Source organism: Flavobacterium sp. (genome assembly GCF_029945805.1).
In the GTDB taxonomy this organism is placed as follows: Bacteria; Bacteroidota; Bacteroidia; order Flavobacteriales; family Flavobacteriaceae; genus Flavobacterium.
Genome location: NZ_JAQSDH010000042.1, coordinates 122,709 through 148,357 on the forward strand (window position 1 = coordinate 122,709; position 25,649 = coordinate 148,357).

Below are 25,649 nucleotides of genomic sequence, written 5' to 3' on the forward strand. Positions count from 1 at the left end.
TGACTACATTTACAATTAATCTTAAATGCATTTTTATGAAAAATATTGGTATGGTAATTTTAGCTGCTATGATGATAGCGTCGTGCGGTAAGAAAGAGGAAGAAAAACCAACTGAAGTAATTAATACTACAGAAACAGTAGAAAAAACTGTTATAGTAGATACCGTTAAAGTAGAAGCACCAGAAGATAAAGAGGGTACTACTGTAAAAGTAGGTAGTGACGGTGTTGAAATTAAAAGCAAAAACGGAGATAAAAGCACTTCTGTTGAAGTAAAAAAATAAAGGTAAAGCCAGTTTTAGACTGGCTTTTTTATTGTTTATTGTTTAGTGATTCAATGTGTCAAATGTGTCAAAAAAAACAATTTGTGCAATGCATTCAACTAACTAGATAGTAGTTTTTACTCTATTTTATATTTAGAATTTTGTCATAATCAAGTTCCTCAAAATGGCTAATAACTTTATCTGCCAATGAATAATCCTGTAGTTTTGAATTCACACTTTTATAACCAATGCAGTATATTCCGGCGGCATTTGCTGCTTTAATTCCATTAGTGCTGTCTTCAATTACAATACAGTTTTCTGCAGTTGTCTTAGATAATTCAGCAGCTTTTAAGAAAATAGCCGGATGCGGTTTCGACTTAGGAAAATCTTCACCTGAAACTTTATACGTAAAATAAGGATGTAATTGGAATCGAGTAAAAATACGGTCTATCGTTTCATTTGCGGATGAAGAAGCCAAAACCAACTGCATTCCTTTAGCGTGTAATTCTTTAATTAAATCTTCAACGCCTTCTAGCAAGTACAAATCCTCTTTATGGTCAAAAGCGGCATTGAAAAGTCTTCGTTTGCCTTCGACCAACGCTTGAACTTCATCGCTTAAATTAAATCGATCCTTAATTATAGAATAAATATTTTTTGTCGAACTTCCCGTGAACTCAGCATACATTTCAGGCGTAACTGCAATATCTAATTCTTTAAAATGTTGATCGTAAGCAAAATGATGCACTGGTTCTGTGTCAACAATTACGCCATCCATATCGAAGATTACAGTTTTTATCATTTAACTATTTTTAGAAAATTGGATTAGAAAATAAAAAATCGGAACAAAAAGTAAACTCATTATCAACAACATAAACCATCCTCCCGAATCAGAAATAGTATAAGAATTATCTATCGTTTTATATTCTATAGCAAAGAAAATAATGATTAAGCAAATTTTTAAATACCGCAATCTGTTTTAGTCCATGAAATTTTAATTATTGGTCTAAATTCAGATTTCATTTGTCTTTCTTATTCAACAAATAACGAATCACGGTTTCTGCAGCATACAATCCAAAAAGCCCTGGCATATAACTATTTGTGCCGTAAAAAGACTTTTTATAATTGCTTCCGTCAGTCATTTTTAAACTATTTTCATCCTGAATCTCAGAAGAAAAAACGACTTTAAGCTTGTCTATCTTGTATTCTTTTAGGCGTCTTCTGATGGTTTTTGCTAAGAAACAATTGGTTGTATTTGTAATATCCGCCACTTTCACTTTAGCAGCGTCCATTTTTCCTCCTGCGCCCATACAAGAGATAATTTTAACTCTTTTGCGTTTGCAAGCAATGATCAAATTAAGTTTTGGAGTTATGCTGTCAATGCAATCTAAAACATAATCAAACTGTGGAGTAACAATTTCAAAAGCTCTTTCTGGAGAAAGGAATTCTTGTATTTTTATTAGATTTAATTCGGGATTAATATCCATCAATCGATCGCCAACAAGTTGAACTTTTGACATTCCAATTGTAGAATGTAATGCGGGTAATTGTCTGTTTATATTAGTAATATCAACAATATCACCATCCACAATAGTTAAATTACCAACACCCGCTCGTGTTAAAAATTCTGCCGAAAAAGAACCCACACCACCAAGCCCAACGATCAACACATTGGCATTTTTTAAATTAGATAATCCCTCTGTTTTAAATAAAAGTTCAGCTCTTTCTTGCCACTTTGCCATTTTGAAATACGAATTAAAGTCGCAAAAATAGGGAAAAATTAGCAACAGATTAATTAAAATTTAGCAAGAGAATTATCTGTTTTGAAAGAAGATTTTATTCACTACTAAATTTAATTTTACTGTAGAAAAAATAATGAAGATTTTACAACTAGGCATACCTGGAAATAAAATCTTCACATTTTAAAAATTATTTGGTTAAAAAATTATTGCGCTAAAAAATCCACAAGTCTGATTAAATCTTGCTCTTTCTCAAAATCAGTATTATTTTGTTTTACAAAAGCTTCAATCTCTGTCTTCTTTTCAGGGAATAATTTTAGAAATCCTTTTCTACTTGTTGGCACTTCCGTCACTTCGCTTTCGTTATTTTTCATAAAGAACGTGTCTTTATTAAGCACATATTTAGCAGACGTCGGTGTATCATAAGATGACTTAGCACTAGTTGCTTCGTAATAAGCTATTTTTTGTCTTTTATAGAGTAATATGTTGTTTTTATCGTAAAGCTTAATGAGATATCCCATATTCATTCTTCCGTTTTTTTCTGCATAATTCACTAAAAAATAATCCAGTTTAGGATAAGTGAACGTGATGTTACTAAAGGCTGCTGTTTTGTTCAGAACCAAAGTATCATTTGTTGAATTGATAAATTCGAATTCGTCATTAGCAGCGTTATAACGCATTAAAGCATTTGAAATAATATCTCCAACTTTCGCATGAAAAAATGCTTTATTTATATATGGAGTACCTGATGTTGTTTTCACCGCCGCTCGATAACGCGTTTCCGACAATCGAATACCTGAATCTTCTAATTTTGTAATTGTGCCTTGTCGTTGGCTAAAACCTAACATTGAGTACAATACAAATGAAATTATTATTAAATTTTTTATTTTCATTTTATTTTTTTTAAAGTTTAAAATTACACTTTTTTTTTACGTTTGACTACGCTTTTTTATAAAAGTATTTTCCTAAATAAATCCGGAATCGTTATATGGAAATATTATAATTTCTTACTGAGATCGTACAACATAAAGCTTCTGTTTTTAATTAATTTTATAATCGAAAAATTAAACTTTTACAAGATGAAAACGAACAGACTCTCAGCAAAGCTTGCTCAAGCCTTGAACGAACAGATGACCAAAGAGGCTCATGCAGCTCAAATATATTTATCGTACGGCGTTTGGGCTGATAATCAAGGCTATGGTGGCATTTCTAATTTCTTATTCCGTCACGCGGCTGAAGAGCGAAATCACATGATGAAAATATTAGAATATATTTTAAAAAGAGGTGCGAAAGCTGTAGTAACAGCAATTCCGGCGCCGCCAGCTGATCCTTCAAGTGTAAATAACTGTTTCGAAAAAGTGTTTGAACATGAAGTAGATAATACTCAAGCAATTTATAAAATTGTCAAAATGTCATTTGATGAAGAAGATTGGGCTACTTGGAATTTAATGCAATGGTTCGTGCAAGAACAAACCGAAGAAGAAACGCTTGCCATGAATTTATTGGATAAAATCAAAATATCAGGCGGAGAAAAAGCTACTCCAGAAGCTCTTTATGAATTAGATAAAGATTTAGAAAAAACTCCAGATGATGCTACTTTAGCTCAGAATGTAACAACCACTAATCCTTAATGCTATGAATCACATTGTAAAAATAATTTCAGTAGAACCGGTAACACACGATGTAAAGCGATTTACAATTCAAAAACCAGACGGTTTTAAATTCAAACCCGGACAGGCAACGGAGGTTTCTATAAACACACCCGCATTGAAAAATGAAAAACGACCCTTTACTTTTACGAGTTTAAATGACAATAGACATCTTGAATTCACCATTAAAATTTATGAAAATCACAATGGCATTACCAAAGAATTGGGAAACCTAAAGCGTGGCGACGAACTTATAATTCGTGATGTTTGGGGTGCAATTGAATATAAAGGAGAAGGTGTTTTTATTGCTGGAGGTGCCGGAATCACTCCTTTTATCGCTATTCTTAGACAGTTGAATTCTGAAAATAAAATAGCTAATAACACGCTGATTTTTACCAATAAAACGGAAAGTGATATAATTCTGGAAAAAGAATTGGATGAAATGCTTGGTGATAACTTTATCAATACCCTAACAGATGAGAAGAAAAGTGGTTTCGAAAACCGTAGAATTGATACTGACTTTTTAAAAGAAAAAATAACTAATTTTTCACAACACTTTTATGTATGCGGTCCACCACCGTTTGTGGAAGCTATTTCAAAAGCATTAAGCAGTTTAGGTGCTAAAACAGATGCAGTCGTTTTTGAAAAATAAATTAAACAATGATTGCCGTATTACTTTCGAGTAAAGCCAAAATTAAATGCTTATTTTTGAGTTTAATTCGTATTTAAATGAAACTATTTATTTGCTTAATGCTACTATTGTATATGAATCCAATTCTTATCTATAATTTTTCTACTAAATCCAATTCGAGAGATTGGCGTATTATTGATGATGGCGTTATGGGCGGAAAGTCGCAGGGAAACTTTAGCATTGATGAAAAGGGAAATGGTGTTTTTGAGGGCGCTGTATCCCTAGAAAATAATGGTGGTTTTTCATCCGTTAGGTATCAATTTGATAAAGTACAAGTTACACCTGCTTCAAGAATTTGTTTGTTTGTAAAAGGTGATAAAAAAGAATACCAATTCAGAATTAAAGACAATGCAAACAGCTACTATTCCTATATTACCACTTTTAAAACTTCTGGTGAATGGGAAGAAATAGAAATTCCATTAAAAGATTTATATCCTTCGTTTAGAGGAAGAACATTAGATTTGCCTAACTTTTCAAGTAAATCTTTTGAAGAAATAGTATTCTTAATTGGAAACAAGAAAAACGAAAATTTCAAACTGATTTTGGATAAAATAGAATTAAAATAAATTTATTCAAAAACTCTTACCCAATTTTCGCGTACTATCACTTGCATGGCCTCTAAACTAATCGCTTTGTAAGTAGCTGCTAATGAATAGACTTCTTCAAGCGTCTCTTCTATTGTATCGGTTTCAAGAAAAAATTTATGATTTGGAACAGATTGAAAGACTTCTTTGAGTTCTGGGTTACGCAATAAGTATTTTCCAAAAGACAAATAAAATCCGTTATCCAATAATTGTTTGGCGACTTGTTTATTTTTAGAAAATCCGTGAATAATAATCGGAACAGAAATTTTTAGTCTTTTTTTTATTTCAATAAGTTCATCAAACGCGGCAACTAAATGCAGTACCAAAGGTTTATTATATTTTTGCGCTAAAGCGATTTGTTTTTCGAAAACTACTATTTGCAATTCCATTGGAATTTCGATTCGTTTATCCAATCCACATTCGCCTAAGGCCAAACATTCTTTTAATTGCAACTTCTCTTCTATTATATTTAGATCAGATTCTAATCGGTTTTCATCGATATACCAGGGATGAATTCCAATAGAATAGTTTGGGATAGAAGCATCAAATTCCCACGGATATTGATTTACCAATTCCAAAACTGAAGGATTTGCCGTGTATTTGTGCGTATGTAAATTATAGAATTGCATTAATCATGGAATTTTTTAACACCTGCTAAAATTTCTGTTTCCAAATTATTATCCAGCGGAACAATTGGACAAGAATATTTGTGATTGTAAGCGCAATAAGGATTGTACGCTTTGTTGAAATCAATTAAAACAGTATTCCCTTTCGGAATTCTCATATCAATATAACGGCCACCAATATAACTTTCTTTTCCACAGCTTAAATCTGAAAATGGGAGAAAGAGATAATCTGCATACCCTTCTTTTTTGGTTAATTCAACGTTTTGATATACGTTAAGTTTGTATTCTTTGTCATCCAATTTAAAAAGCAATTCACCATATTTTATATATTCTGGTGTTCGCGTTCCAGTGGTTTTCATTTTGAATACTTTTTCTTTTGAAGCTTTTACAAATTGGGCTTCCACTATAAATTTTTCGCTTATCGGATAAAAATCCAAACCTTTAAAATTCTTCAAATCCTCAGCCATTAGTGGACTTTCTTCCTTACTAGCATATTCTTTATTTAAATTGTCCTGAAAATCTTTGGCCGTTAATTTTTCATGTGATTCTTGAGCAATAGAAACGAACGAAATTGAGGCAAGACAACATAGTACTAACAAATTTTTCATAACTCAGTTTTTAACAAAAATAAAGCAAAACTAACTCCGTTTCCAAGATTTGAAGTATTAAAGTTTTTTACCTTTGCAGTATCAACAAACATTTAATGCTTAAATCAGGTTTTCAACGTTACATCAATAACTTCAAGGGATTTTCGAGAGAGATTTGGATTCTAACACTCGTCACATTTATCAACCGTGCTGGAACAATGGTTTTGCCATTTTTATCCAAATATTTAAAAGAGGATTTAGGCTTTTCCTATAGTCAAGTAGGTTGGATTATGGTTTGTTTTGGAAGCGGATCTATTATTGGTTCTTGGCTTGGCGGAAAACTCTCAGATAAAATTGGGTTTTACAGAATCATGATTTTCAGCTTGTTTACTACCGGAATTCTAATGTTTCTGATACAATACATTACGACTTTTGTTGGACTTTGCACCGGAATGTTCATTTTAATGATTGTTGCCGATATGTTCCGACCAGCCATGTTTGTATCGCTTGGTGCCTATGCAAAACCCGAAAACAGAACACGTGCCTTAACATTAGTACGACTGGCCATTAATCTTGGTTTTGCCGCAGGTCCAGCTTTAGGAGGATTGATTATCATGTCAATAGGTTACCGCGGATTATTTTGGATTGATGGCACAACTTGCATAATTGCGATACTTATTTTTTGGCTCAAAGTAAAAGAGAAGAAAAAAAGTGCTTTTATTGACAAAAAAAATCCTGACGAAGTACTGACCCATTCCGTATTTAAGGACAAACCATTTTGGGTTTTCCTTTTTACTTGCTTGGTTACAGGAATTTTATTTTTTCAAGTATTTACCACGATTCCGCTTTATCATAAAGAACAATTTAATTTGACCGAACTGCAAACGGGTTTACTTTTGACCATGAACGGTTTAATGATTTTCTTTCTTGAAATGCCTTTTGTAAGCTATGTTGAGCGCAATAATATCAACAAAATAAAAGTTGTTACTGTTGGCACATTGTTAATGGCGATAAGCTTGTTTTTGATGCTAGTCAATACTTGGTCTGGTATTTTAATCATTATGATGGTATTTATGACCATTGGCGAAATGTTCGCTTTTCCCTTCTCTAATTCAGTTGCTTTGAGTCGAGCGCCAAAAGGGCATGAAGGCCGTTACATGGCTATTTTTACGATGAGCTTTAGTTTGGCACATATCTTAAGTGCTAAAGTAGGTTTCGGAATTATCGATTATTTCAAGCCGAATGGCTATCCTATGAACTGGCTTATAATGGGAATTCTTGGTTTATTAGGAGTACTTGCAGGAATTTGGGTTTACAAACTCATTCAGAAAGAACATAAAACCTTTTAAAACAAGGATTTAATTTAGATTCTCTTCTGTATCACTACAAAAATAGTTTAATAACTATAAAAATAGTTGTACAACTAAAAATATAGTTGTAAGTTTGATATCAAATTAAACAACTATGCAAAAGTTAACGAATAAAGAAGAAGAAATCATGCAAATTTTATGGAAGCTCAAAAAAGCTTTTGTAAAAGAAGTCATGGCAGAAATCACAGAAGATCAGCCACATTACAACACACTTTCTACAATAATCAGAAACTTAGAAGAAAAAGGATTTGTTTCACACAATGCCTTCGGAAACACGCACCAGTACTTCCCTATTGTTAAAATGGAAGACTATAGAAAGCGTTTTATGAATACAGCAATTGATACTTATTTCAACAGTTCGTATAAAAATATGGTATCATTTTTTGCGCAAGAAGAAAAAATTTCTGCGCAGGAGTTACGGGAGATATTAGAAATTATTGAGAATAAAAAATAGTCGAAAATGGATCAGCTATTCATATATCTTTTAAAGTCAGGCGGATTAATTGCAGTATTTTATTTAGCATATCATTTTTTAGTTCGAAAGGAAACTTTTTTCAACACGAATCGGTGGTTTCTTTTAAGTGGATTATTGACTTCAATTGTACTTCCATTATACTTTTTTAAAAAAATTATTTGGATAGCAAAACCAAAAGCATCGGTTCAAGAATTTCCTGTTTTTCAAAGCCAACAATTGCAACCAATACAAAATACTCCGATTGTTGAAGCTATTGATTGGATGCAATTAATTTGGATTAGTTATGGAATTATTGCTGCTATTTTAATTATAAAAATCGCATTCAATATGGCTTCACTGTATCGAATGTTACATAAAAAGAACGTGACTCTAAAAGGAGAACTTATACTAATTGAACTAGATGAAAATATAGCACCGTTTTCATTCTTTAATTACATCGTGTACAATCCGGATTTGTATTCCAATGAAGAGCTAAAAAGCATTTTATTGCATGAGCAGATTCACAGCAGACAAAAGCATTCCGCGGATGTTTTGATTGCCGAATTATTCTGTTGTGTATTTTGGTTTAATCCTTTTATGTGGTTTTACAAAAAAGCAATTACTCAAAATTTGGAATACATTGCTGACCAAAAAGCAATAGCACAATTGGAAGACAAAAAATCCTATCAACACGCTTTACTTAAAGTAGTTTCTAATCAAAACGGCTTACCAATAACCAATAATTTTTATCAATCATTAATCAAAAAACGAATCGTTATGTTAAACAAAAATCAATCACAGAAAAAAAACTCGTGGAAGTACGCAATGGTAATTCCTGCCCTAATTGGCTTTGTATTCTTATTTCAGATAAAGGTTGTTGCTCAGGAGAAAGAAATTCAGAATGTCAAGACCGAATTAATGATCGTATATTATATTCTCGAAAAAAATTCAACAGATAAAGAAATCTCTGAAGACGTTAAGTCTTTAAAAAAAGATTTTAACATTGAATATTCTATATCAGATATTAAAAGAAATTCTGATAATGAAATAGTAGCTATTAGTGTTGATATATCACAGAATGACGGACAAAAATATAGTCTTCATCAAAAAACAACAAAACCTATCACTCCAATAAAATTTGGTTGTTACATTAACAATTTAGGAGAGGGTCAAATTAGTTTTTATGGAAAAGTAATAAACAATATCGAAATTAATCATGAAGTTAAAGATGATAAAATAGCTATTTCTAAAGAAAAGAAAGAAAATTATTGGACAATTAATAACCTAAAAGAAAATGGCAGAAGTGTTTTAATTATTATTGATGGTGTAAAGCAAAATAACAAACGACCTATTGAAATATCAAACGATAGAGAAATAGATCAAATCATCAAATTGACTAAAATAAAAGATAGTGATAGGCTATCCAAATATGGTCAAGAAGGTAAATATGGTGTGGTTTTAGTTACAACTAAAATTATTGGAGAAACTAAAGTTGCATCAACTAATAATTTTATTAAAAAATTAATCATTATTAATGGTCAAATAGCTGATGAAAAAACTTTTTATGATTTAGATCCAAATCTTATTGAAAAAGTAGAAGTTTTAGAAGATAAAGAATCAATTGAAAAGATTGGTGCTAAAGGCAAAAATGGGGTAATTATTGTAACTACAAAAAAAAATGAAAGTAATCGAATAGAAGATGAGAAAGTACGAAATGGATTGTACTATCAAGCAAATCCACCAAAAAATAGTTACAGTTCTAAAACTAGAATTATTGTTACAAGAGAACATCGTCTTCCATTAGTGATTGAAGATGGTCGAGTAATTGAAGGCGGAACGGATTATTCTAAAGAAGAAATTGATGAAATTTTAAAAAGAAATGAAAAATCAATTGATGGTGAAGGAGGATTTAAATTATTCAATTATAAAGGAAGTAAAGATTTTTCAAAAGGTTCGGGGAAAATCCAAAAGCAACTTGAAATATTAGAACAAGAAAAATAAAAACCTAAAAGCAAGTCAATTATGACTTGCTTTTTTATTTTTGTATAAACTTTTAACAATGTATAAAGCACTCGCCAAACTTAATAAACTCCTCCTACCTAGTTTAACCAAACAACATTTGGATTTAGCTAAAGCCAAGAAATGGCAAATGGCACTAATTGGATGGCGCTATTTTGTCACTACTAGAGCTTTGAAGTAGCCCTAAATCAAAATCTTATGAGTACAAAAAAGTCTACATTTTCATGTAGACTTTTTTTTTGTGACCTTGACTAGAGGATATATCCATAAAAAGCTCCGCTTTTAAAATCCATAAAAAAACAAAAAACGCTCAAGTGAACTTGGCGCTTTTTCTTATTGTATGCATTTATTTGTGACCTTGACTGAATAGTTTTTTTAGATGGTTTTCAACGCATTTATTGACTTTGTGGCGTTTTTTATGGTCTTTTGAGATTGCCTTTTTTTTGAAATGAGGACTTAAATGGAAATAATAGGAAACAAGTGGACATAAAAATGGTCACAAAAAACTACCAAAAAAGCACGTTATCATACCTTTAAAATTATTAATAATTTAAATTTTTTAAGTATGAAAATGAAATTTTTCCTTCGCAAAGGTAGTAAAAAAAGTACTATCAATTTTGAGTTTAGAAACGGAACAAACTCAAGATTTAGAGCATCAACAAATTTTGTAATTAATTCCGAGAATGATTGGGATTTTGACAAGCAAAAAATGAAATTGTTTTCTTCAACAGTTAATGCAAAACTTATTAACATCAAATTATCAGAATTTGAGAATCTCGTCAATGAATTACTTTACAGAGAAAACGAAAAGTACATTGGTGATGAATCCATTAAAAGCATCTTTATTAAAGTTTTTGAAGTAAACGGAAAATCTGCATCTAAAGTTATAAATGAGTGTTTTAATGTGGCTTCCGTAGATGGGAAATTAAGTGAAGATTTTATAACTTATTATGAAAAAGAGTTTTTAGTTTTTTACTCCAAAAATAATTCACCTTATTCAAAAAAAATACTCACTAAAGGAACTCTAACAACTTTAAAAAGTGCCCTAAATGTCGTGAAAAATTTTATTGCTTACAAGAAAATCAAAATCTTATACTTTAATGATATAAATCGAAAATTTTATAATGAATTCATCGATTATTTGACCAATGAAAAAAAATATACTAAGAACTATATTGGAACTGTGATTCAAAAATTGAAAACTGTTATGGGGTATGCTTATGATGAAGACAGACACACTAATCTCGAATATAAGAAAAACTATTTTTCAAAGGTTACGGAGGTTATCAATCACCCATATTTGAATAGCGAGGAATTGATTAAAATTGAAGAATTAGTTTTAGAAGATGAATATTTAAATACTGCAAGGGATATTTTTCTAATAGGTTGTAACACGGGATTAAGAATAGGAGATTTACTAGATTTTATCAAAAAACCAAAAATTATTTCTAAAGACAACACAAAACTAATTCAGATTTCACAAAAGAAAACTTCAAATGCAGTTGTTATTCCCATTAATTCCGTGATAAAAAGAATCTTAGATAAAAGAGATGGTAATTTACCAAATTATCTTCATCAAAACATAATAAATGAACATATTAAATCTATTTGTAAAAGAGCAAAGATAGTTGATAATTACTCATATATTAGAACTGAGGGAGGAATCGAAGTTGAACATTCTAAACCTAAATATAAGTTCATTTGTACACATACTGCAAGAAGGTCATTCTGCACTAATGCCTATTATTCAGGCATCCCTCCACACGATATTATGGCAATTTCAGGACATAAAACTGAAAAAATATTTTTCAATTATATCAAGGTAGAAAAACAAGTAAATGCTTTGAGAATCTCAAAATATCCATTTCTCCAATAATTCAATTAGACATTTTATTAAAAAAGGGCTTTTTAAGCCCTTTTTACTTTTAAAAGAACTAAACTATTGAGAACATCTTCTTTCTTGTAATAACGCCTGTTTCCAATACCATAACAATCTATTTTTCCATTTTTTGTCCAATGCCAAAGGGTACTACTATCTATTTTCAACAACTCACAAGTTTCTGCTCTTGTAAGCAGAACATCGGAATCATTGTTTTCGAGTTCTTTTTTTATTGTAACTAATTCTTCTTGAATGACTTCTTTAATAATAACCTTAAATTCCTCAGGAGTTAGACAATGTAGTAATATTGATTTTTCCATAAAATAATTTAAAAAACATTGTGTCAATTACCCTCTCAAATTCCCAAAAAATTCCCAAATATTAATCTAAAAACCTGATAGTCAATATTAAATAGTGCCAAACGATTCCCATAAAACAATAAAAAACAGGCTTTACTGCCTGTTTTTATTTAATAATTATAAAGGTAAATTATCTAATATTTACCATATGCAACCACTTCAACTATAGCCTTTAATCCATCTTTTAAATTGTAATTTTTAAGACAAATCATTAGATTGTTATAAGTTAAATTACATATACCATTAAAGCCTCTTGTCTTTTCATTCTGATAGTCTGAATACAATTTAAAATTCCTGTCAGCATAAAAGTCACTCAAAGCGTAATCATTGATTATATAAAAATTAACTCCAAGTGAGGTTTGGTTATTTACAAATAAAGGGTGTTTATTTGAAACCAACGAAAATAAACTTTCATTTGGATTATAGGAATAATTCTGCCTAACATCCATTAAAGTTACTCTATAGTACCATTTTATAGTACCTATTGGCAGTTTTACAGACAAAGCAGTCTTAGAATTTCCTCCTGACCAAAACGCATTTGATGTCGAGTTTAAAGTTACGATTTCGTTTAAAACCTCTTTATATTCTGTACGTTTAGCTTCAGAAGACTTTTTATTTGTTAGTCTATCATACAACTCTTGTATTGTTTGACTATGATTAACCAACGGCATAAGAAAAAATAGGCAAATAAATATTTTTTTCATAACTTTTATATTACTCCCAAGTTAAAAACAATTTTACAGTAACTCCGTTAGCAGACTTAGTTACTGAGGAAGGGTATTTGTTAGTACCACTTGTATAATCGCTTATTATATAGGGAACGTAACCAATCTCATCATCTGTTGCTGACCATAAAGTACTATTATCACTATCCACAACAACAATATTAATTGTGTCAGAGAAATTTGGTACTTGATAAGCATTATTAAAATTAACAGTTATGGGTAACATAGATGATGTGCAATTGTCAATAATATTACTCTGTATCTTTAATGTATTTCCGTTAAAAAGACCACTGTAAACATCAGGAAATCCATTAATTCCATCCCAACCAAATCCGTCAGGAGCAACAAAAGAGAAATTTTCAATTTCATAACCTGTAACTTTTACTTTGGTTTTGACAACCTCAGCAGTTTTTTCATCTTTAGAACAACTAAAAAGTATAGTTGCAACTAATGCAAGAGAAATTCCATAAATAAGTTTTTTCATAATAAAAAATATTAAATTAATTAGCGAAATTAACTAACCAAATAAAAAAAGTTGTTTATTTGAGTTGTATTTATTCCCTATAAAGGATTAATTACTACTTTTGAGGGGTAAATTGAAAAAATCGCTTTATGGATATTAAAAATGTTTCTTCAAATATCAGACGCTTTAGAGAATTGAAGAATTTGACTCGTGAGTTCATTGCAGGAGAATTAGATATGAGCGTTTCAGGGTATAGCAAAATAGAGCGAGGCGAAATTGATTTAACACTATCAAAACTTCAGAAAATAGCAGAAATACTCGAAGTATCTGTTTCAGAAATACTTAATTTTGACGTAACTAATATCTTTAACATATCAAATAATCAACAAGTTCAAGGTTTAGGCAGTAAAGAAAGTAACATCACCAACAACTCCAATATTGTTGATGATTATACCAAAAAATATATATTGATGTTAGAAATTGAAATTGAGCGTTTAAAACAAAACACACCTTAAATAAATACACTAAAGAGATTTTAAAACAATCACCCCATAGAATTTAACTAAAAAACAAACCCTCACTTAAAGCGAGGGCTTATTTGAAGACCATATACGTTCAATAGATACCACTTTACTATTCCAACTTTATGTTCTCAAAAACTTATTGTTTATAATAAGTTTTCCTTTAATTAAATTCATAACCTATTCCTATAGTGGCTTCATTATAGTTGTCATATCCTGCAAATAAGGAAATCTTTTTTGATATACTTACACCAATATTGCTCCCTATCAATAAACTACCGCTCTCATCAATTTTTTTATAATAATATCCCTGATTGCCAAACACTTGGTCAGGGTCGAAGTAATTATTATACTTTCCTTTAGCACCATATCCAAGTTTACCTATAAATGTTATTCGTTTATAGCGATAGCCTCCAACGGCATAAATTGAATAGATTTTTTCTTCAACTGTACTTTCAATAATTTGGTCTGAAAATGATGAGGTATAATCATTATCTGTATAATCTTCACCAATAGTTTTTGATTCTAAAACAGAAAACGACCCACCAATACCAATTATGTATTTTTTGTGGTATGTCAAATCCAAACCTAAAGTTCCTGTTGTACCGTAATAAGTACCTAAATTGATTTGACCAAAACTAATTGTGCTTAAATGTAGTAGCACTCCTAATAGCAATATTTTTTTCATTTTATTTTATATATTTACTTAATTCAGATTTCAATATTTCAAATTGTTCTTGAGTTATCAACCCTAAATCTAATTTGTCTTTTGCTTTTTTTAATTCGGTAAGTGCTTGGTCGCTTGTGATTGTTGCTTTTGGATTTATTAACTCGCCATATTTTAAGGCAAACTCTAAATTTAATACTGTTATATCCATTGCAGGATTATTAAAAATTAGCATAACTCCTGCCGAAGTTGCTTTTTTTCCACTTTTTGTAAATTTTATATCTTCTATTTCCACTTCGTTTCCCTTAAACGTCTCAGGTAAGTAGGTTACACCAGATAATATTGCATTCCCCATTCTGCCCAACATTAAATAGGAAAAATTATTTGCTACTTGGCTTGTTGAACTAAAAAGTCCTGTTGTTTGTTGATTTGATAGATTAGTTCCACTTGGTTTACCAATAGTCATTTTTTCACCAGGTTGAATAACTGAATTATCAGCAAATTTTAAAACTTTAAATTTTGTTGAATTTGGTATCGACTTTACCCATTCAGCATCATTTAATTTTGAAACAAATAGTGTGTCAGCGAGTTGTGCATAAATTGTTGTACTGAATCCAAAAAGGATAAAAAAAATTATTTTTTTCATATTGTTGTATTTTAAATTAAAAATCAAAGAACTATAAGTTTCGTGTCAACTTGGGTCATTGATTTGGCGCTGTTCGCTTTTTGACTTAAATTGTCCGAAAAATTACTGTATGTACAATCAGCATAAGATATTAAGGGTACTTCAACTTATTACGCAACTTCAAAACAAACCTGCAAAATCAGTCAGATTTATGGCAAACTTCTTGGAATGTACAGAAAGAACTGCCTATCGTTATTTGGATTTGCTAAAACAATTGGGCTTTGATATTCAAAAAGATGAACATCAAAAATTTTACATTTTTGCCGAAAAACAAACGTCAACAGATAGTTTTACAAATGAAGAAGCACATTTCTTAATAGAGATAGTCAAAACAGTTGGAAAAGGAAATCTTTTAAAAGATGCTGTTCTAAAAAAAATATACTTGAAGTCGGAAATCTCGCAACAGGGGAATTTGCTATTTAAAGCCCATTTAAGCAAATTAATTGAAAAATTAAACCTTGCTCTCAAAAACCATAAAAAAGTAGTTTTAAAACAGTACCATTCGGTTAATTCTAATAAAATTTCAGATAGATTAGTTGAGCCAATACAATTTACCGAAAGTTATCACTCATTATGTGCTTATGAAATTGAAAGTAAAATTACAAAGTACTTTAACTTGGAACGGATTATAGATGTAGAGATTTTAGATGACGAACAAGAATTTGACCATTTGCACCTAATTGAAGAAACAGATGTCTTTGGATTTACAGAACGTTTTGGTAAAAAATTTGAAGTAGAATTACAACTATCGCTACGAGCGTACATTCTGTTCAGAGAAGCAAATGAAGGATTGGAAAAATACATTATCAAAAATGAAAATTCAGACTATTATACGCTTAAAATCAAAGTCAATAACCCGAAACCAATAACAAGTTTGATTAGAGGCTTTTCTGTTGAGATAAAAGTTATTGGCTCTAATGCCTTTATTGCTCACTTAAATACTGAAAATTAATAGCAAATTTATTTTTTACAATAATAAATATTATATCAAGTAATAAACATTATATGGAATATATTATTAGATATATTTGCTCTAATCAAGAAATTTATGACAGCCGAACAACTCAAACAATTAGAATCTCGTCTTTGGAAAACCGCAGACGACTTACGAGCCAACAGTAAACTTACCGCTTCCGAATACAGTTTTCCTGTTTTGGGGTTAATCTTCCTTCGCCAAGCCTTTAACAGATATGTAAATGCAAAGATTGAAATAGAAAAGCATTTGCCTGTTCACCCTGTTCGTGGTGTTAGACCAATTGAAAAAAATGACTTCCTCACTGCAAAGGCAATTTTCTTACCTGAAAACTCACAATGGAATACCATCGCCAATTTACCCGATAGTGCCGATTTAGGCGAATACATCAATGAAGCGATGCGAGGCATTGAAAGCGAATATGAAGCACTCGTGGGTGTTTTACCTAAAGATTATAATCTGTTTGATAAAGACCTCTTACAACGCCTTATTCGTGTTTTTAATGACGAATCGTTGAATGATGTCACAGGCGATGTCTTTGGGCGTATTTATGAGTTCTTCTTGAACAAGTTTGCGATGATTGGCGCACAAGAAGGAGGCGAATTTTTTACTCCACCATCATTGGTAAATACCATCGTTAAAATTATTGAACCCAATCACGGAATCGTTGCTGATATTGCCGTAGGTTCAGCAGGTATGTTTGTGCAAACGGCTCACTTTATTGAAGATGAAGAAGGTGTTGACCCATCCAACAAAGTGACATTTTACGGACAAGAGAAAGCCGATACCAACACCCGATTAGCCAAAATGAATATGGCAATTCACGGATTGGAAGGTAGCATTTTGCAAGGAAATACGTTTTATGAAGACAAACACGAACTTTTAGGCAGATGTGATTACATAATGGCGAATCCGCCTTTTAACGTAGATGGCATTGATAAGAGCAAAGACAGCGTCAAGAAAGACAAACGACTGCCTTTTGGTTTGCCAAAAAACGATAACGGAAACTACCTTTGGATTCAATATTTCTATTCGTTGCTCAACGAAACAGGAAGAGCAGGTTTTGTTATGGCTTCTTCGGCTTCAGATGCGGGACATTCTGAAAAAGACATTCGCCAGAAATTAGTAGAAACAGGTGCAGTAGATGTAATGGTTTCTATTGGAACAAAATTCTTTTACACCCGTTCGTTGCCTTGTACGTTATGGTTTTTTGACCGTTCCAAAGAAAAAGATAGCGTTAGAGCCAATAAAACCCTGATGCTCGATTTGCGTGATGTGTACCGAAAAGTATCGTCAAATCTGCACGATTTCACGCCTGAACAATTGAATAATATTCAAGCTATTGTTGGTTTGTATCGTGGAAAACGGGAAGTATTTGACAAAACAATGGTGCATTATTTTGAAACCATCAACGAACATTTAACCGAACTTACCGCCAAAGCACAAAATTTAGCCGATGATTATACCAATGGCTTAAAACCCACTTTTGAAAATTCGTTACCAAAGGAATGGATTGCCAAATGGAAAGAAACCATAGACCAAGACGATATTGCGTTTACGGAACAAGTGGCAGATGAATTAGCCAAAACCCGATTGGTGTATAACAATACCAAACCTTTGGCAACCTTAGACAAAGCCTTTACCGACCATCTAAAAAAAGCCAAACGTGGGTATAACAATTTCTTGAAAGCCATTAATGCCTTTGTAAAAGAAGCAGGAAAAGAAGACGACTTGCGCAAAAACAAGGATTGGAAAACCGATGTGTTGGACAAACTGAAACAAATGGAATTGGATTTTGTGCAATACAGCCATGCTATTGACCAAATATTGTATTTTAACAAAGAAGCGCATTGGCTCATAAGCCGTTTCCCGAATAGCGAATATGCCGATGTAGCAGGATTGTGTAAAGTGGTGGATAAAACCGAAATTGCCAACAACGATTTCAGCCTTACCGCAGGAAGATATGTAGGCGTTGCACCGCAAATTGATGAAGATTTTGACTATGAAGAACGAATGGCAGAAATTAAAGTAGAACTGTTAAGTTTGAATGAAGAAGCCGTTGGTTTAGCCGAACAAATACAATTGAACTTAACAGAATTGGGATTATGAGTAGCGAATTGACCATTTATTCTGATTTATTAGTAGGGATTAAAAACCGTGTGCGACAAGGGCAAATAAAAGCCTACGTTGCTGTAAACACGGAACTTTTGGCAACCTATTGGGACATTGGAAAAATGATACACGAACGCCAACAAGCAGAAGGTTGGGGAAAAGGAGTGATTCCTCGTTTGGCAATTGATTTGAAAAACGAACTTTCGGAAGTGAAAGGATTTTCTGTTAGAAACATACAATTTATGATTCAGTTTTACACAGAATATCAATCAATTACAATTTCGCCACTGCCAGTGTCGGAATTAGAGAATACTGAAAATTCAATTACGAAACTATCCGTTTCGCAATTAGATACTATTGAAAACTTAATTGTGCAACCGCCCGTTGCGCAATTAGAAATCATTGATATACAGTTATTTAATAAAATAACTTGGTCGCATCATCTTATTTTGATGCAAAAAATAAAAGACTTGCCTACTCGCTATTGGTATATGCAACAAGTGGTGGAGCAAGGTTGGAGCAGAGATACCTTAGTTGCCCAAATAAAAAGCAACGTACACGAACGACAAGGAACATTAGTACATAATTTTGATGCTACCTTGCCCGACATTCACTCGCAATGGGCGAAAAGTGTGTTTAAAGACCCGTATATTTTTGATTTTACCACTTTAGCAACTGAATTTTCCGAACGGGAATTGGAAGTGGAACTCACCAAAAATGTAGAGAAATTCTTGGTAGAACTCGGTGCTGGCTTTGCCTTTGTGGGAAGACAATACAAACTGGAAGTTAGCGACAAAGACGTATATCTCGACTTGCTTTTTTACCATTTAAAAACCCGTTGCTTTATAGTGATAGACCTCAAAAAAGGCGATTTCTTGCCCGAATATGCAGGGAAAATGAACTTTTATTGCTCTGCGGTAGATGATTTGTTGAAACACGAAACCGACCAACCAACAGTGGGCTTGATACTCTGTCAAGGAAAAGACAAAGTGTTTGCCGAATACACTTTGCGTGGAATGACAAAACCCATTGGCATCTCTGAATATGAATTGACCCGCATTTTGCCCGAACAATTTAAAGGAAGCCTGCCAAGTGTAGAAGAAATTGAAGAGAAACTTAATGAAATGGGAGTATGAGTTGGGAATTAAAAAAAATTGGTATTTGTTTAGACTTTTATAATGGTAAAACAATTAAAGTTGACAATAATAAAGGAGAAAATCCAATCTATGGTTCAAATGGTATTATTGGAAGTAGTAGTAAATTTAATTATAATGATTCTATAATAGTTGGTCGTGTTGGCGCATATTGTGGAGCAGTAAAAAGAGAAAAGGGTGATTTTTGGGCTACAGATAATACTATAGTTGTAAAATCAAAACTTAATAATGATAACGATTTTTGGTTCTATCTTTTACAAAATTCAAATCTTAATAATTATGCGGGTGGTTCAGCACAGCCACTAATAACTCAAGGGACATTGAAGGAACTTGAATTTCAAATTCCCTCTTTCCCAACCCAAAAACGCATTGCTTCCATACTTTCTGCGTATGATGACTTGATAGAAAACAACCTAAAACGCATCAAACTATTAGAAGAAACAGCGCAAAATATTTACAAAGAATGGTTTGTACACTTTCGTTTTCCAAATTATGAGAGTATGGCTTTTGATGGGGAAAGTGGTTTGCCTGTTGGGTGGGAGATGACGAAAATGGATGAGGTAATGCAGATTAGTGGTGGAGGAACTCCTTCAACAAAAGAACCTAATTATTGGGATGGAGAAATATTATGGTTTTCACCGACAGATTTAGGAAAAAACACTTCGTTAATTCTTCTTGATAGTTCAAAAAAAATTACAAATGAAGGCTTATCTAAATCATCGGCTAAATTATTACCTCCAATGACTATTTTAATGTCAAGTAGAGCAACTATTGGTCTATTTGGAATGTTAAATAAAGAGTGTTCAACAAATCAAGGATTTATAAATATTATACCCAATAATGTACTTTTAAGATATTATATTTTATTCAATCTCATTTATAGAAAACACGAAATAGAGGCGAATGCAAGCGGAACTACTTTTAAAGAGATTTCGAAAGGAGTTTTTAAAAATATGGATATAGTAGAACCAAATTCTGATGTTGCTAATGACTTTTTTAAACTATGTGATAATATTTTTAAACAAGTTGAAAACATCGAAATTCAAAACCAAAAACTCAAAGAAGCCCGAGATATATTGTTACCGAGATTGATGAATAGAACGATAGAGGTGTAAAGTTTTCAGTCTAAAGGCTGATAAAAAATGACAAGTTTAAGTTTATAAACTGAATTTTAAACGTAAAAGTTTAAATTATATTTGTTTTATCAAGCTATAGCTTTAAAATAAATTTGTTTTTATCAAGTTATAGCTTTAAATTTGTTTATAATTTTAAACCTTTAGCTTGATGAAAAATACAAAACAATACTTATTAATCAATCAAACCGACAAGAAATTAGCGGGTTTTCGCTTGCTTCAATCGGTTGTAATACCTTCTAAAGGTTGGGTTCATACCTTAAGAACGGCATTAAAAATGTCATTGCGCCAATTAGGAAATAAGATGGATTTTTCGGCACAAAATATAAACCAAATTGAAGAACGAGAAGTAAATGGCACGCTTTCGTTAAACTCTTTGCAAGAAGTAGCCAAAGCATTAGATATGCAGTTGGTGTATGGTTTTGTTTCCAAACACGAATCATTGGAACAAATGATAGAAAAACGGGCAAAGGAATTAGCCACAGAAATTGTAATGCGAACCCATAATTCAATGGCATTGGAAAACCAACAAAATTCAAAGGAACGCATCGAACAAGCGATTGCTCAAAAAACGGCAGAAATCAAAAACGAAATGCCTAAGTATTTATGGGATTAAACATTGAATATATTGATGGGCAAACGCCAATAAACGAGGAAGAACAAGAAGGTTTGAAAATACCTTCTATTACTACTCGTGAGGAATTAGACGAATTTGAGCAACTCAATATCGAAAAGGCGATTCAATGGACTTTTGGCAAGAAACTAAAAGCCGAACAATTGTTTTCAGAGAAATTCATCAAAGACTTGCATAAGCAAATGTATGGAGAAGTTTGGAAATGGGCAGGTACATTTAGAACCTCTGAAAAGAACATAGGTAGTAAAAGTTATCTTATTTCAGTTGAACTAAAACTGTTATTGGACGATGTTTTGTTTTGGTATAACAACCAAACCTATAATGCAGAAGAAATAGCCATTCGGTTTAAACATCGTTTGGTAAGCATCCATTGTTTTGCTAATGGTAACGGAAGACATTCACGCCTAATGGCAGATTTAATAATGGAGAAATTATATAACAAGACTTTCTTTTCATGGGGAAGTACTAATTTAGTTAAAGCCACCGGAACAAGAAGCAATTATATAAAAGCAGTAAAAAAGGCAGACCAACAGGACATTCTGCCTTTGATTGCTTTTGCAAAATCATAACCTATGGGAAATAATTATTCAGAAGACCAATTAATCGAACAAACCTGTATTGATATTTTCAAAAACCAATTGCATTGGCAAATTGCCAATGTGTTCAAGGGAGAAACTTTTGGAGTAAATGGCACAATAGGCAGGGAAAGCGAAGCAGACATCATCTTGAAAAATAGGTTTTATGATGCGGTTACTTTACTGAATCCTAATCTTCCTAAACAGGCGTATGATTTGGCTTATGAAACGATTAATAGCGATGATTCCACAAAGGATTTAGCAGAAATAAATCACGACAAACACAACTACCTCAAAGAAGGCATTCCTGTAACGTATAAAAATGAAAAAGGGGAAATTATCAGAAACAAAAAAATCAGAGTTTTTGATTTTGATACTGCCGAAAACAACAACTTTTTAGCCGTACAGCAATTGTGGGTGGAAGGAAAATCAAAAAGAAGAAAACGCCCTGATATTGTTGGTTTTGTCAATGGTATTCCGTTACTATTCATAGAATTGAAAGCGCACCACAGAAAAATAAAAGTAGCGTATGAAACCAATTTTAAGGATTATAAACAAACCATTCCGAAGATTTTCCACGCAAACGCATTTATAATTTTAAGCAACGGTATTGAAAGTAAGATAGGCGCAATAACTTCCAAGTACGAACATTTTAATGATTGGAAACGAATTACAGAAGAGCAAGAAGGCATTATCAGTTTAGACACCATCTTGAAAGGCGTATGCGAGAAAACACGAATGATGGATTTGTTTGAGAACTTTGTACTGTTTGATAGTTCGGTAGGTTCAATTGTAAAGTTAATTGCTCGTAACCATCAATTCATTGGCGTAAACAAAGCCGTTGACCATTTTGTTTCAGTGCAAGAACAAGCCAAAAAAGGGTTGGTTACTAAAGAAGATGCTCAAAAATTAGGGGTATTCTGGCACACACAGGGAAGCGGAAAGAGTTATTCTATGGTATTTCTTTGTCAAAAGATATTACGTGCATTGGGTGGTGGTTATACGTTTCTTTTAGTGACCGACAGAAATGAGTTAGATACACAGATATATAATACCTTCACGGGTGTTGGAGCTGTTCAAGATGTTAATGTAAAAGCCACAAGTGGGGAACATTTAAAATCGTTATTAAAAACAGACCAACGGTATATTTTCTCCTTAATTCACAAATTCAACTTTGAAGAAATTATTACGAATCGTGATAATATTATCGTGATAAGCGATGAGGCGCATCGAACGCAGGGCGGTTCGTTGGCGATGAATTTGCGCAAGGCGTTACCAAATGCTTCCTTCATTGGATTTACAGGAACACCATTGTTTAAAGATGATGAACTTACCCGAAGAATTTTTGGGGAGTACGTTTCTAAATACGATTTCAAGCGTTCTATAGAAGATGGTGCAACCGTTCCGTTGTATTATGAAAATCGTGGGGAGAAATTACGTTTGGACAATCCACAAATCAATGACCAAATAAGAGAAGCCATCGAATCGGAAGATTTAGATGCTGACCAACAAGCCAAATTAACTAAACTATTTGCAAGAGAATATCCAATTCTTACAGCCGAAAAACGACTACGAGCGATTGCCAAAGATGTGGTGCAACATTTCAACACAAGGGGTTATAAAGGCAAAGCAATGTATGTGGCAATGGACAAAGTAACTGCCGTTAAAATGTATGATTTGATTACAGATGAATGGCAAAAATACTTGGAAGAAAAACAAAGGGAAGTCGCTAAAATTGAAGATTTACAAGAGCAATTAACACAGCAACGAGAATTGGAATGGACAAGGGAAACCGAAATTTCAGTGGTTGTCAGTGGAGAACAGAATGAGATAGACAAATTTGAAGCTTGGGGATTGGACATTGAGCCACATCGCTTGAAAATGAATACCCGTGACCTTGAAAAAGAATTTAAAGAAGAAAACCATCCATTTCGTTTAGCCATTGTCTGCGCAATGTGGATAACAGGGTTTGACGTAAAGAGTTTATCGACTTTGTATTTAGATAAACCTATGAAGTCACATACGTTGATGCAGACAATCGCAAGGGCAAACCGTGTTCACGAAGGTAAAAATAATGGATTAATCGTCGATTATATTGAAACCTACAAAGCCTTGTTAGAAGCATTAGCCATTTACGGAGATAGCGGAAGCAAAGGAGATGGTGGCGATGATGTACCCGTAAGACCTTTGGAAGATTTAATTGCAGACTTAAATGAAACGGTACTGGCTACAGAATTGTTTCTGCAAGATGAATGTAAATTTTCAATACAGTTGATTACTGAAAACAAAGACAATTTATATAAAATAAAGTACATTCAGGAAGGTTATAATGCCATTTGTATCAATGATGAATGTCGCAATAAGTTTGGTATTTTAGCAAGAGAAGTCTTTAAGAAATACAAGGCATTAATGCCCGACAATGCGATTTACGAATTTAAAGACAAGCGAGATGCCATTAATGCTATTTACTCTATGTTAACTGATGGTGTTGACGAAGCAGATATTACGCATATCGTTTCAAGAGTTCAATACGTAGTTAATGAATCTATTGAAAGTCTGAATATGGTCTTAGAACAAGCAGAGGGCTATGGGCAAAAGATTGATATTAGCAGTTTAGACTTTAAAAAGATAGAAGAAGAATTTTTAAAAGTAGGGAGTAATAAAAATATTGCCGTTCAATCCTTAAAAGATAGGGTTAACAAAAAACTAAACAAAATGGTGGATGAAAATCCAACAAGAGTTGATTACTATGAACGCTATCAGGAGATTATTGAGAACTACAATAATGGCAAAGAATATCAAACAGTGAAAGAATTGTTTGATGCTCTGATTGTGCTTTTAGGGGATTTATCAGAAGAAGATAAAAGAGCAGAAAGAGAGCATTTAGAAGAAGACGAACTTACTGTGTTCGATATGCTAAACAGCGGTAAAAAAGTAACCGACAATGAAAAAGTTGAAGTTAAAGATACGGCTCGAAAACTATTGGATAGGCTTAAAAGCAATGAATTTCAAGTGGAGCATTGGGTAGAAAAAATTCAAACTTCATCGGCTGTTAAAAAAGCCATCAACGACTATTTGTATAAATCATTGCCTTATCCAACATACTGTGATGGTGACATTGTAGTTAAGACCGAAATATTATTTAATTATTTTAAAGGTAGATATGCTGATTATGGGAAGGTGGCTTAGACAAATATTTTATTTTTGTATTTTTACAAACTAAAACTATAAATAATTTAAAAAATTTATTATTAACATATTATGAGGTACGAAGTAGTAATATCAGCAGTTGATTTATATTTAACACCCGCTCAAGCAAGAAATTTATTAGAAGATATAGAATCAGTTTATGATTTAGATGGCATAAGAATATATACGGGTTTTGAATATGATTCGCTTATTGAAAATGAAGGGTCAGACTCTGAAGATTTTTATACAGAAATAAAATTTTATGTCGATGAAGAATTGGAAACAAGTATTAGTTTGGCAGGCGAAGTGATGGACGAAATTAAAATGAAGTATAAAGAAATACCTGAAAATGGGTTGTTCTTTACAATTATTGATGTTGATAATATTGAGCATTATTCTTAAAAAAGGAATTAATAGAGGCAGATTTTGGAGAGCCTTTAACTTGGGAACGACTTGATGATAATGTTACTGCTCGAGTAAAATTTGAATTAAAAAACGTTAGTGTTTTTAATGACGAAAATTGGTGAAAATGATTTCCTTTATGGTAGATGCCGTCCCAAGTTTTTAACGAGCATTTAAAAAACCAATTCAGGAATTGAATAGT

Annotated in this window: 29 protein-coding genes; 19 read left to right on the top strand and 10 right to left on the bottom strand. The window is 32.2% G+C overall.

Annotated features, from left to right (window positions below):
- The first annotated feature begins 35 nt into the window (after positions 1–35).
- Positions 36–281 carry a hypothetical protein gene (locus PSU83_RS11280; protein WP_300589555.1) on the top strand — a complete coding sequence of 82 codons (246 nt, stop codon included), beginning with the start codon at positions 36–38 and terminating at the stop codon, positions 279–281.
- 121 nt (positions 282–402) lie between these two features.
- Here PSU83_RS11280 and PSU83_RS11285 read toward each other — a convergent pair whose 3' ends face one another.
- The 3 genes from PSU83_RS11285 to PSU83_RS11295 form a co-directional block, all read right to left on the bottom strand.
- Complete coding sequence (locus PSU83_RS11285; RefSeq protein ID WP_300589556.1) at positions 403–1,059, bottom strand: HAD family hydrolase; 657 nt, start codon at positions 1,057–1,059, stop codon at positions 403–405.
- 217 nt (positions 1,060–1,276) lie between these two features.
- Entirely contained in the window at positions 1,277–1,999 is a 723-nt protein-coding gene (locus PSU83_RS11290) for a tRNA threonylcarbamoyladenosine dehydratase (RefSeq protein ID WP_300589557.1), read from the bottom strand.
- Between the two features lie 203 nt (positions 2,000–2,202).
- A complete protein-coding gene (locus PSU83_RS11295; protein WP_300589558.1) occupies positions 2,203–2,889 on the bottom strand; it encodes a hypothetical protein in 687 nt (228 codons plus the stop codon).
- Between the two features lie 186 nt (positions 2,890–3,075).
- On the opposite strand from PSU83_RS11295, the gene PSU83_RS11300 reads away from it, so the two are divergent.
- From PSU83_RS11300 to PSU83_RS11310, 3 genes are all read left to right on the top strand, one after another.
- Positions 3,076–3,627: a ferritin gene (locus PSU83_RS11300; RefSeq protein ID WP_300589559.1), complete on the top strand. Its 552-nt coding sequence runs from the start codon at positions 3,076–3,078 to the stop codon at positions 3,625–3,627.
- A gap of 4 nt (positions 3,628–3,631) precedes the next feature.
- Positions 3,632–4,297 carry an FAD-binding oxidoreductase gene (locus PSU83_RS11305; protein WP_300589560.1) on the top strand — a complete coding sequence of 222 codons (666 nt, stop codon included), beginning with the start codon at positions 3,632–3,634 and terminating at the stop codon, positions 4,295–4,297.
- 77 nt (positions 4,298–4,374) lie between these two features.
- On the top strand, positions 4,375–4,902 hold the full coding sequence (locus PSU83_RS11310; protein WP_300589561.1) for a CIA30 family protein: 528 nt from the start codon (positions 4,375–4,377) through the stop codon (positions 4,900–4,902).
- Between the two features lie 2 nt (positions 4,903–4,904).
- Here the strand turns inward: PSU83_RS11310 and PSU83_RS11315 are convergent, their stop codons facing one another.
- A complete protein-coding gene (locus tag PSU83_RS11315) occupies positions 4,905–5,549 on the bottom strand; it encodes a TatD family hydrolase (protein ID WP_300589562.1) in 645 nt (214 codons plus the stop codon).
- Entirely contained in the window at positions 5,549–6,154 is a 606-nt protein-coding gene (locus tag PSU83_RS11320) for a DUF1684 domain-containing protein (RefSeq protein WP_300589563.1), read from the bottom strand. The genes PSU83_RS11315 and PSU83_RS11320 overlap by 1 nt, the downstream gene beginning before the upstream one ends.
- Positions 6,155–6,249: 95 nt before the next feature.
- Here PSU83_RS11320 and PSU83_RS11325 point away from each other — a divergent pair, with 95 nt between their 5' ends.
- The 5 genes from PSU83_RS11325 (at position 6,250) to PSU83_RS11345 (ending at position 11,852) form a co-directional block, all read left to right on the top strand.
- Positions 6,250–7,482 carry an MFS transporter gene (locus tag PSU83_RS11325; protein WP_300589564.1) on the top strand — a complete coding sequence of 411 codons (1,233 nt, stop codon included), beginning with the start codon at positions 6,250–6,252 and terminating at the stop codon, positions 7,480–7,482.
- 115 nt (positions 7,483–7,597) lie between these two features.
- Positions 7,598–7,957 carry a BlaI/MecI/CopY family transcriptional regulator gene (locus PSU83_RS11330; RefSeq protein WP_300589565.1) on the top strand — a complete coding sequence of 120 codons (360 nt, stop codon included), beginning with the start codon at positions 7,598–7,600 and terminating at the stop codon, positions 7,955–7,957.
- A gap of 6 nt (positions 7,958–7,963) precedes the next feature.
- Positions 7,964–9,958, top strand: a complete 1,995-nt coding sequence (locus PSU83_RS11335; protein WP_300589566.1) for a M56 family metallopeptidase — start codon at positions 7,964–7,966, stop codon at positions 9,956–9,958.
- 58 nt (positions 9,959–10,016) lie between these two features.
- Positions 10,017–10,157: an SsrA-binding protein gene (locus PSU83_RS11340; protein WP_300589567.1), complete on the top strand. Its 141-nt coding sequence runs from the start codon at positions 10,017–10,019 to the stop codon at positions 10,155–10,157.
- 384 nt (positions 10,158–10,541) lie between these two features.
- On the top strand, positions 10,542–11,852 hold the full coding sequence (locus PSU83_RS11345) for a site-specific integrase (protein WP_300589568.1): 1,311 nt from the start codon (positions 10,542–10,544) through the stop codon (positions 11,850–11,852).
- Between the two features lie 32 nt (positions 11,853–11,884).
- Here PSU83_RS11345 and PSU83_RS11350 read toward each other — a convergent pair whose 3' ends face one another.
- The 3 genes from PSU83_RS11350 to PSU83_RS11360 all read right to left on the bottom strand — a co-directional run bounded on the left by PSU83_RS11350 (position 11,885) and on the right by PSU83_RS11360 (position 13,423).
- Complete coding sequence (locus tag PSU83_RS11350) at positions 11,885–12,175, bottom strand: helix-turn-helix domain-containing protein (protein ID WP_300589569.1); 291 nt, start codon at positions 12,173–12,175, stop codon at positions 11,885–11,887.
- A 173-nt stretch (positions 12,176–12,348) separates the two neighbouring features.
- The gene (locus PSU83_RS11355; protein ID WP_300589570.1) at positions 12,349–12,918 is read right to left on the bottom strand and encodes a hypothetical protein; all 570 of its coding nucleotides are present in this window, start codon (positions 12,916–12,918) and stop codon (positions 12,349–12,351) included.
- Between the two features lie 10 nt (positions 12,919–12,928).
- Entirely contained in the window at positions 12,929–13,423 is a 495-nt protein-coding gene (locus PSU83_RS11360) for a hypothetical protein (RefSeq protein ID WP_300589571.1), read from the bottom strand.
- Positions 13,424–13,551: 128 nt separating this feature from the next.
- On the opposite strand from PSU83_RS11360, the gene PSU83_RS11365 reads away from it, so the two are divergent.
- Positions 13,552–13,917 carry a helix-turn-helix transcriptional regulator gene (locus tag PSU83_RS11365; RefSeq protein WP_300589572.1) on the top strand — a complete coding sequence of 122 codons (366 nt, stop codon included), beginning with the start codon at positions 13,552–13,554 and terminating at the stop codon, positions 13,915–13,917.
- A 169-nt stretch (positions 13,918–14,086) separates the two neighbouring features.
- Here the strand turns inward: PSU83_RS11365 and PSU83_RS11370 are convergent, their stop codons facing one another.
- Positions 14,087–14,611 carry a hypothetical protein gene (locus tag PSU83_RS11370; protein ID WP_300589573.1) on the bottom strand — a complete coding sequence of 175 codons (525 nt, stop codon included), beginning with the start codon at positions 14,609–14,611 and terminating at the stop codon, positions 14,087–14,089.
- Position 14,612: 1 nt separating this feature from the next.
- Positions 14,613–15,236 (bottom strand): SHOCT domain-containing protein, encoded by a 624-nt coding sequence (locus PSU83_RS11375; RefSeq protein WP_300589574.1) that lies wholly within the window; start codon positions 15,234–15,236, stop codon positions 14,613–14,615.
- A 109-nt stretch (positions 15,237–15,345) separates the two neighbouring features.
- On the opposite strand from PSU83_RS11375, the gene PSU83_RS11380 reads away from it, so the two are divergent.
- The 9 genes from PSU83_RS11380 to PSU83_RS14805 all read left to right on the top strand — a co-directional run bounded on the left by PSU83_RS11380 (position 15,346) and on the right by PSU83_RS14805 (position 25,572).
- Positions 15,346–16,227, top strand: a complete 882-nt coding sequence (locus PSU83_RS11380) for a WYL domain-containing protein (protein ID WP_300589575.1) — start codon at positions 15,346–15,348, stop codon at positions 16,225–16,227.
- A gap of 96 nt (positions 16,228–16,323) precedes the next feature.
- Positions 16,324–18,357: a class I SAM-dependent DNA methyltransferase gene (locus tag PSU83_RS11385; RefSeq protein ID WP_300589577.1), complete on the top strand. Its 2,034-nt coding sequence runs from the start codon at positions 16,324–16,326 to the stop codon at positions 18,355–18,357.
- Positions 18,354–19,496 (top strand): PDDEXK nuclease domain-containing protein, encoded by a 1,143-nt coding sequence (locus tag PSU83_RS11390; protein WP_300589578.1) that lies wholly within the window; start codon positions 18,354–18,356, stop codon positions 19,494–19,496. The genes PSU83_RS11385 and PSU83_RS11390 overlap by 4 nt, the downstream gene beginning before the upstream one ends.
- Positions 19,493–20,629, top strand: a complete 1,137-nt coding sequence (locus PSU83_RS11395) for a restriction endonuclease subunit S (protein ID WP_300589579.1) — start codon at positions 19,493–19,495, stop codon at positions 20,627–20,629. Before PSU83_RS11390 ends, PSU83_RS11395 begins: the two co-directional genes overlap by 4 nt.
- 169 nt (positions 20,630–20,798) lie before the next feature.
- Complete coding sequence (locus PSU83_RS11400) at positions 20,799–21,263, top strand: mobile mystery protein A (RefSeq protein ID WP_300589580.1); 465 nt, start codon at positions 20,799–20,801, stop codon at positions 21,261–21,263.
- Positions 21,254–21,850, top strand: coding sequence for a mobile mystery protein B (locus tag PSU83_RS11405; RefSeq protein WP_300589581.1), 597 nt, complete (start codon positions 21,254–21,256; stop codon positions 21,848–21,850). Before PSU83_RS11400 ends, PSU83_RS11405 begins: the two co-directional genes overlap by 10 nt.
- A gap of 3 nt (positions 21,851–21,853) precedes the next feature.
- On the top strand, positions 21,854–25,045 hold the full coding sequence (locus PSU83_RS11410; RefSeq protein ID WP_300589582.1) for a type I restriction endonuclease subunit R: 3,192 nt from the start codon (positions 21,854–21,856) through the stop codon (positions 25,043–25,045).
- A gap of 72 nt (positions 25,046–25,117) precedes the next feature.
- The gene (locus PSU83_RS11415; protein ID WP_300589583.1) at positions 25,118–25,447 is read left to right on the top strand and encodes a hypothetical protein; all 330 of its coding nucleotides are present in this window, start codon (positions 25,118–25,120) and stop codon (positions 25,445–25,447) included.
- An 11-nt stretch (positions 25,448–25,458) separates the two neighbouring features.
- A complete protein-coding gene (locus PSU83_RS14805; RefSeq protein WP_363319894.1) occupies positions 25,459–25,572 on the top strand; it encodes a hypothetical protein in 114 nt (37 codons plus the stop codon).
- The last annotated feature ends 77 nt before the right edge of the window (positions 25,573–25,649 follow it).

Coding starts and splice junctions, on each gene's coding strand:
- PSU83_RS11400 (WP_300589580.1), top strand. CDS start 20,799: ATGAAAAATACAAAACAATACTTATTAATCAATCAAACCGACAAGAAA.
- PSU83_RS11280 (WP_300589555.1), top strand. CDS start 36: ATGAAAAATATTGGTATGGTAATTTTAGCTGCTATGATGATAGCGTCG.
- PSU83_RS11295 (WP_300589558.1), bottom strand. CDS start 2,889: ATGAAAATAAAAAATTTAATAATAATTTCATTTGTATTGTACTCAATG.
- PSU83_RS11325 (WP_300589564.1), top strand. CDS start 6,250: ATGCTTAAATCAGGTTTTCAACGTTACATCAATAACTTCAAGGGATTT.
- PSU83_RS11310 (WP_300589561.1), top strand. CDS start 4,375: ATGAAACTATTTATTTGCTTAATGCTACTATTGTATATGAATCCAATT.
- PSU83_RS11300 (WP_300589559.1), top strand. CDS start 3,076: ATGAAAACGAACAGACTCTCAGCAAAGCTTGCTCAAGCCTTGAACGAA.
- PSU83_RS11285 (WP_300589556.1), bottom strand. CDS start 1,059: ATGATAAAAACTGTAATCTTCGATATGGATGGCGTAATTGTTGACACA.
- PSU83_RS11335 (WP_300589566.1), top strand. CDS start 7,964: ATGGATCAGCTATTCATATATCTTTTAAAGTCAGGCGGATTAATTGCA.
- PSU83_RS11395 (WP_300589579.1), top strand. CDS start 19,493: ATGAGTTGGGAATTAAAAAAAATTGGTATTTGTTTAGACTTTTATAAT.
- PSU83_RS11365 (WP_300589572.1), top strand. CDS start 13,552: ATGGATATTAAAAATGTTTCTTCAAATATCAGACGCTTTAGAGAATTG.
- PSU83_RS11390 (WP_300589578.1), top strand. CDS start 18,354: ATGAGTAGCGAATTGACCATTTATTCTGATTTATTAGTAGGGATTAAA.
- PSU83_RS11355 (WP_300589570.1), bottom strand. CDS start 12,918: ATGAAAAAAATATTTATTTGCCTATTTTTTCTTATGCCGTTGGTTAAT.
- PSU83_RS11315 (WP_300589562.1), bottom strand. CDS start 5,549: ATGCAATTCTATAATTTACATACGCACAAATACACGGCAAATCCTTCA.
- PSU83_RS11360 (WP_300589571.1), bottom strand. CDS start 13,423: ATGAAAAAACTTATTTATGGAATTTCTCTTGCATTAGTTGCAACTATA.
- PSU83_RS11370 (WP_300589573.1), bottom strand. CDS start 14,611: ATGAAAAAAATATTGCTATTAGGAGTGCTACTACATTTAAGCACAATT.
- PSU83_RS11380 (WP_300589575.1), top strand. CDS start 15,346: ATGTACAATCAGCATAAGATATTAAGGGTACTTCAACTTATTACGCAA.
- PSU83_RS11410 (WP_300589582.1), top strand. CDS start 21,854: ATGGGAAATAATTATTCAGAAGACCAATTAATCGAACAAACCTGTATT.
- PSU83_RS11385 (WP_300589577.1), top strand. CDS start 16,324: ATGACAGCCGAACAACTCAAACAATTAGAATCTCGTCTTTGGAAAACC.
- PSU83_RS11415 (WP_300589583.1), top strand. CDS start 25,118: ATGAGGTACGAAGTAGTAATATCAGCAGTTGATTTATATTTAACACCC.
- PSU83_RS11290 (WP_300589557.1), bottom strand. CDS start 1,999: ATGGCAAAGTGGCAAGAAAGAGCTGAACTTTTATTTAAAACAGAGGGA.
- PSU83_RS11305 (WP_300589560.1), top strand. CDS start 3,632: ATGAATCACATTGTAAAAATAATTTCAGTAGAACCGGTAACACACGAT.
- PSU83_RS11405 (WP_300589581.1), top strand. CDS start 21,254: ATGGGATTAAACATTGAATATATTGATGGGCAAACGCCAATAAACGAG.
- PSU83_RS11340 (WP_300589567.1), top strand. CDS start 10,017: ATGTATAAAGCACTCGCCAAACTTAATAAACTCCTCCTACCTAGTTTA.
- PSU83_RS11320 (WP_300589563.1), bottom strand. CDS start 6,154: ATGAAAAATTTGTTAGTACTATGTTGTCTTGCCTCAATTTCGTTCGTT.
- PSU83_RS11330 (WP_300589565.1), top strand. CDS start 7,598: ATGCAAAAGTTAACGAATAAAGAAGAAGAAATCATGCAAATTTTATGG.
- PSU83_RS11375 (WP_300589574.1), bottom strand. CDS start 15,236: ATGAAAAAAATAATTTTTTTTATCCTTTTTGGATTCAGTACAACAATT.
- PSU83_RS11350 (WP_300589569.1), bottom strand. CDS start 12,175: ATGGAAAAATCAATATTACTACATTGTCTAACTCCTGAGGAATTTAAG.
- PSU83_RS11345 (WP_300589568.1), top strand. CDS start 10,542: ATGAAAATGAAATTTTTCCTTCGCAAAGGTAGTAAAAAAAGTACTATC.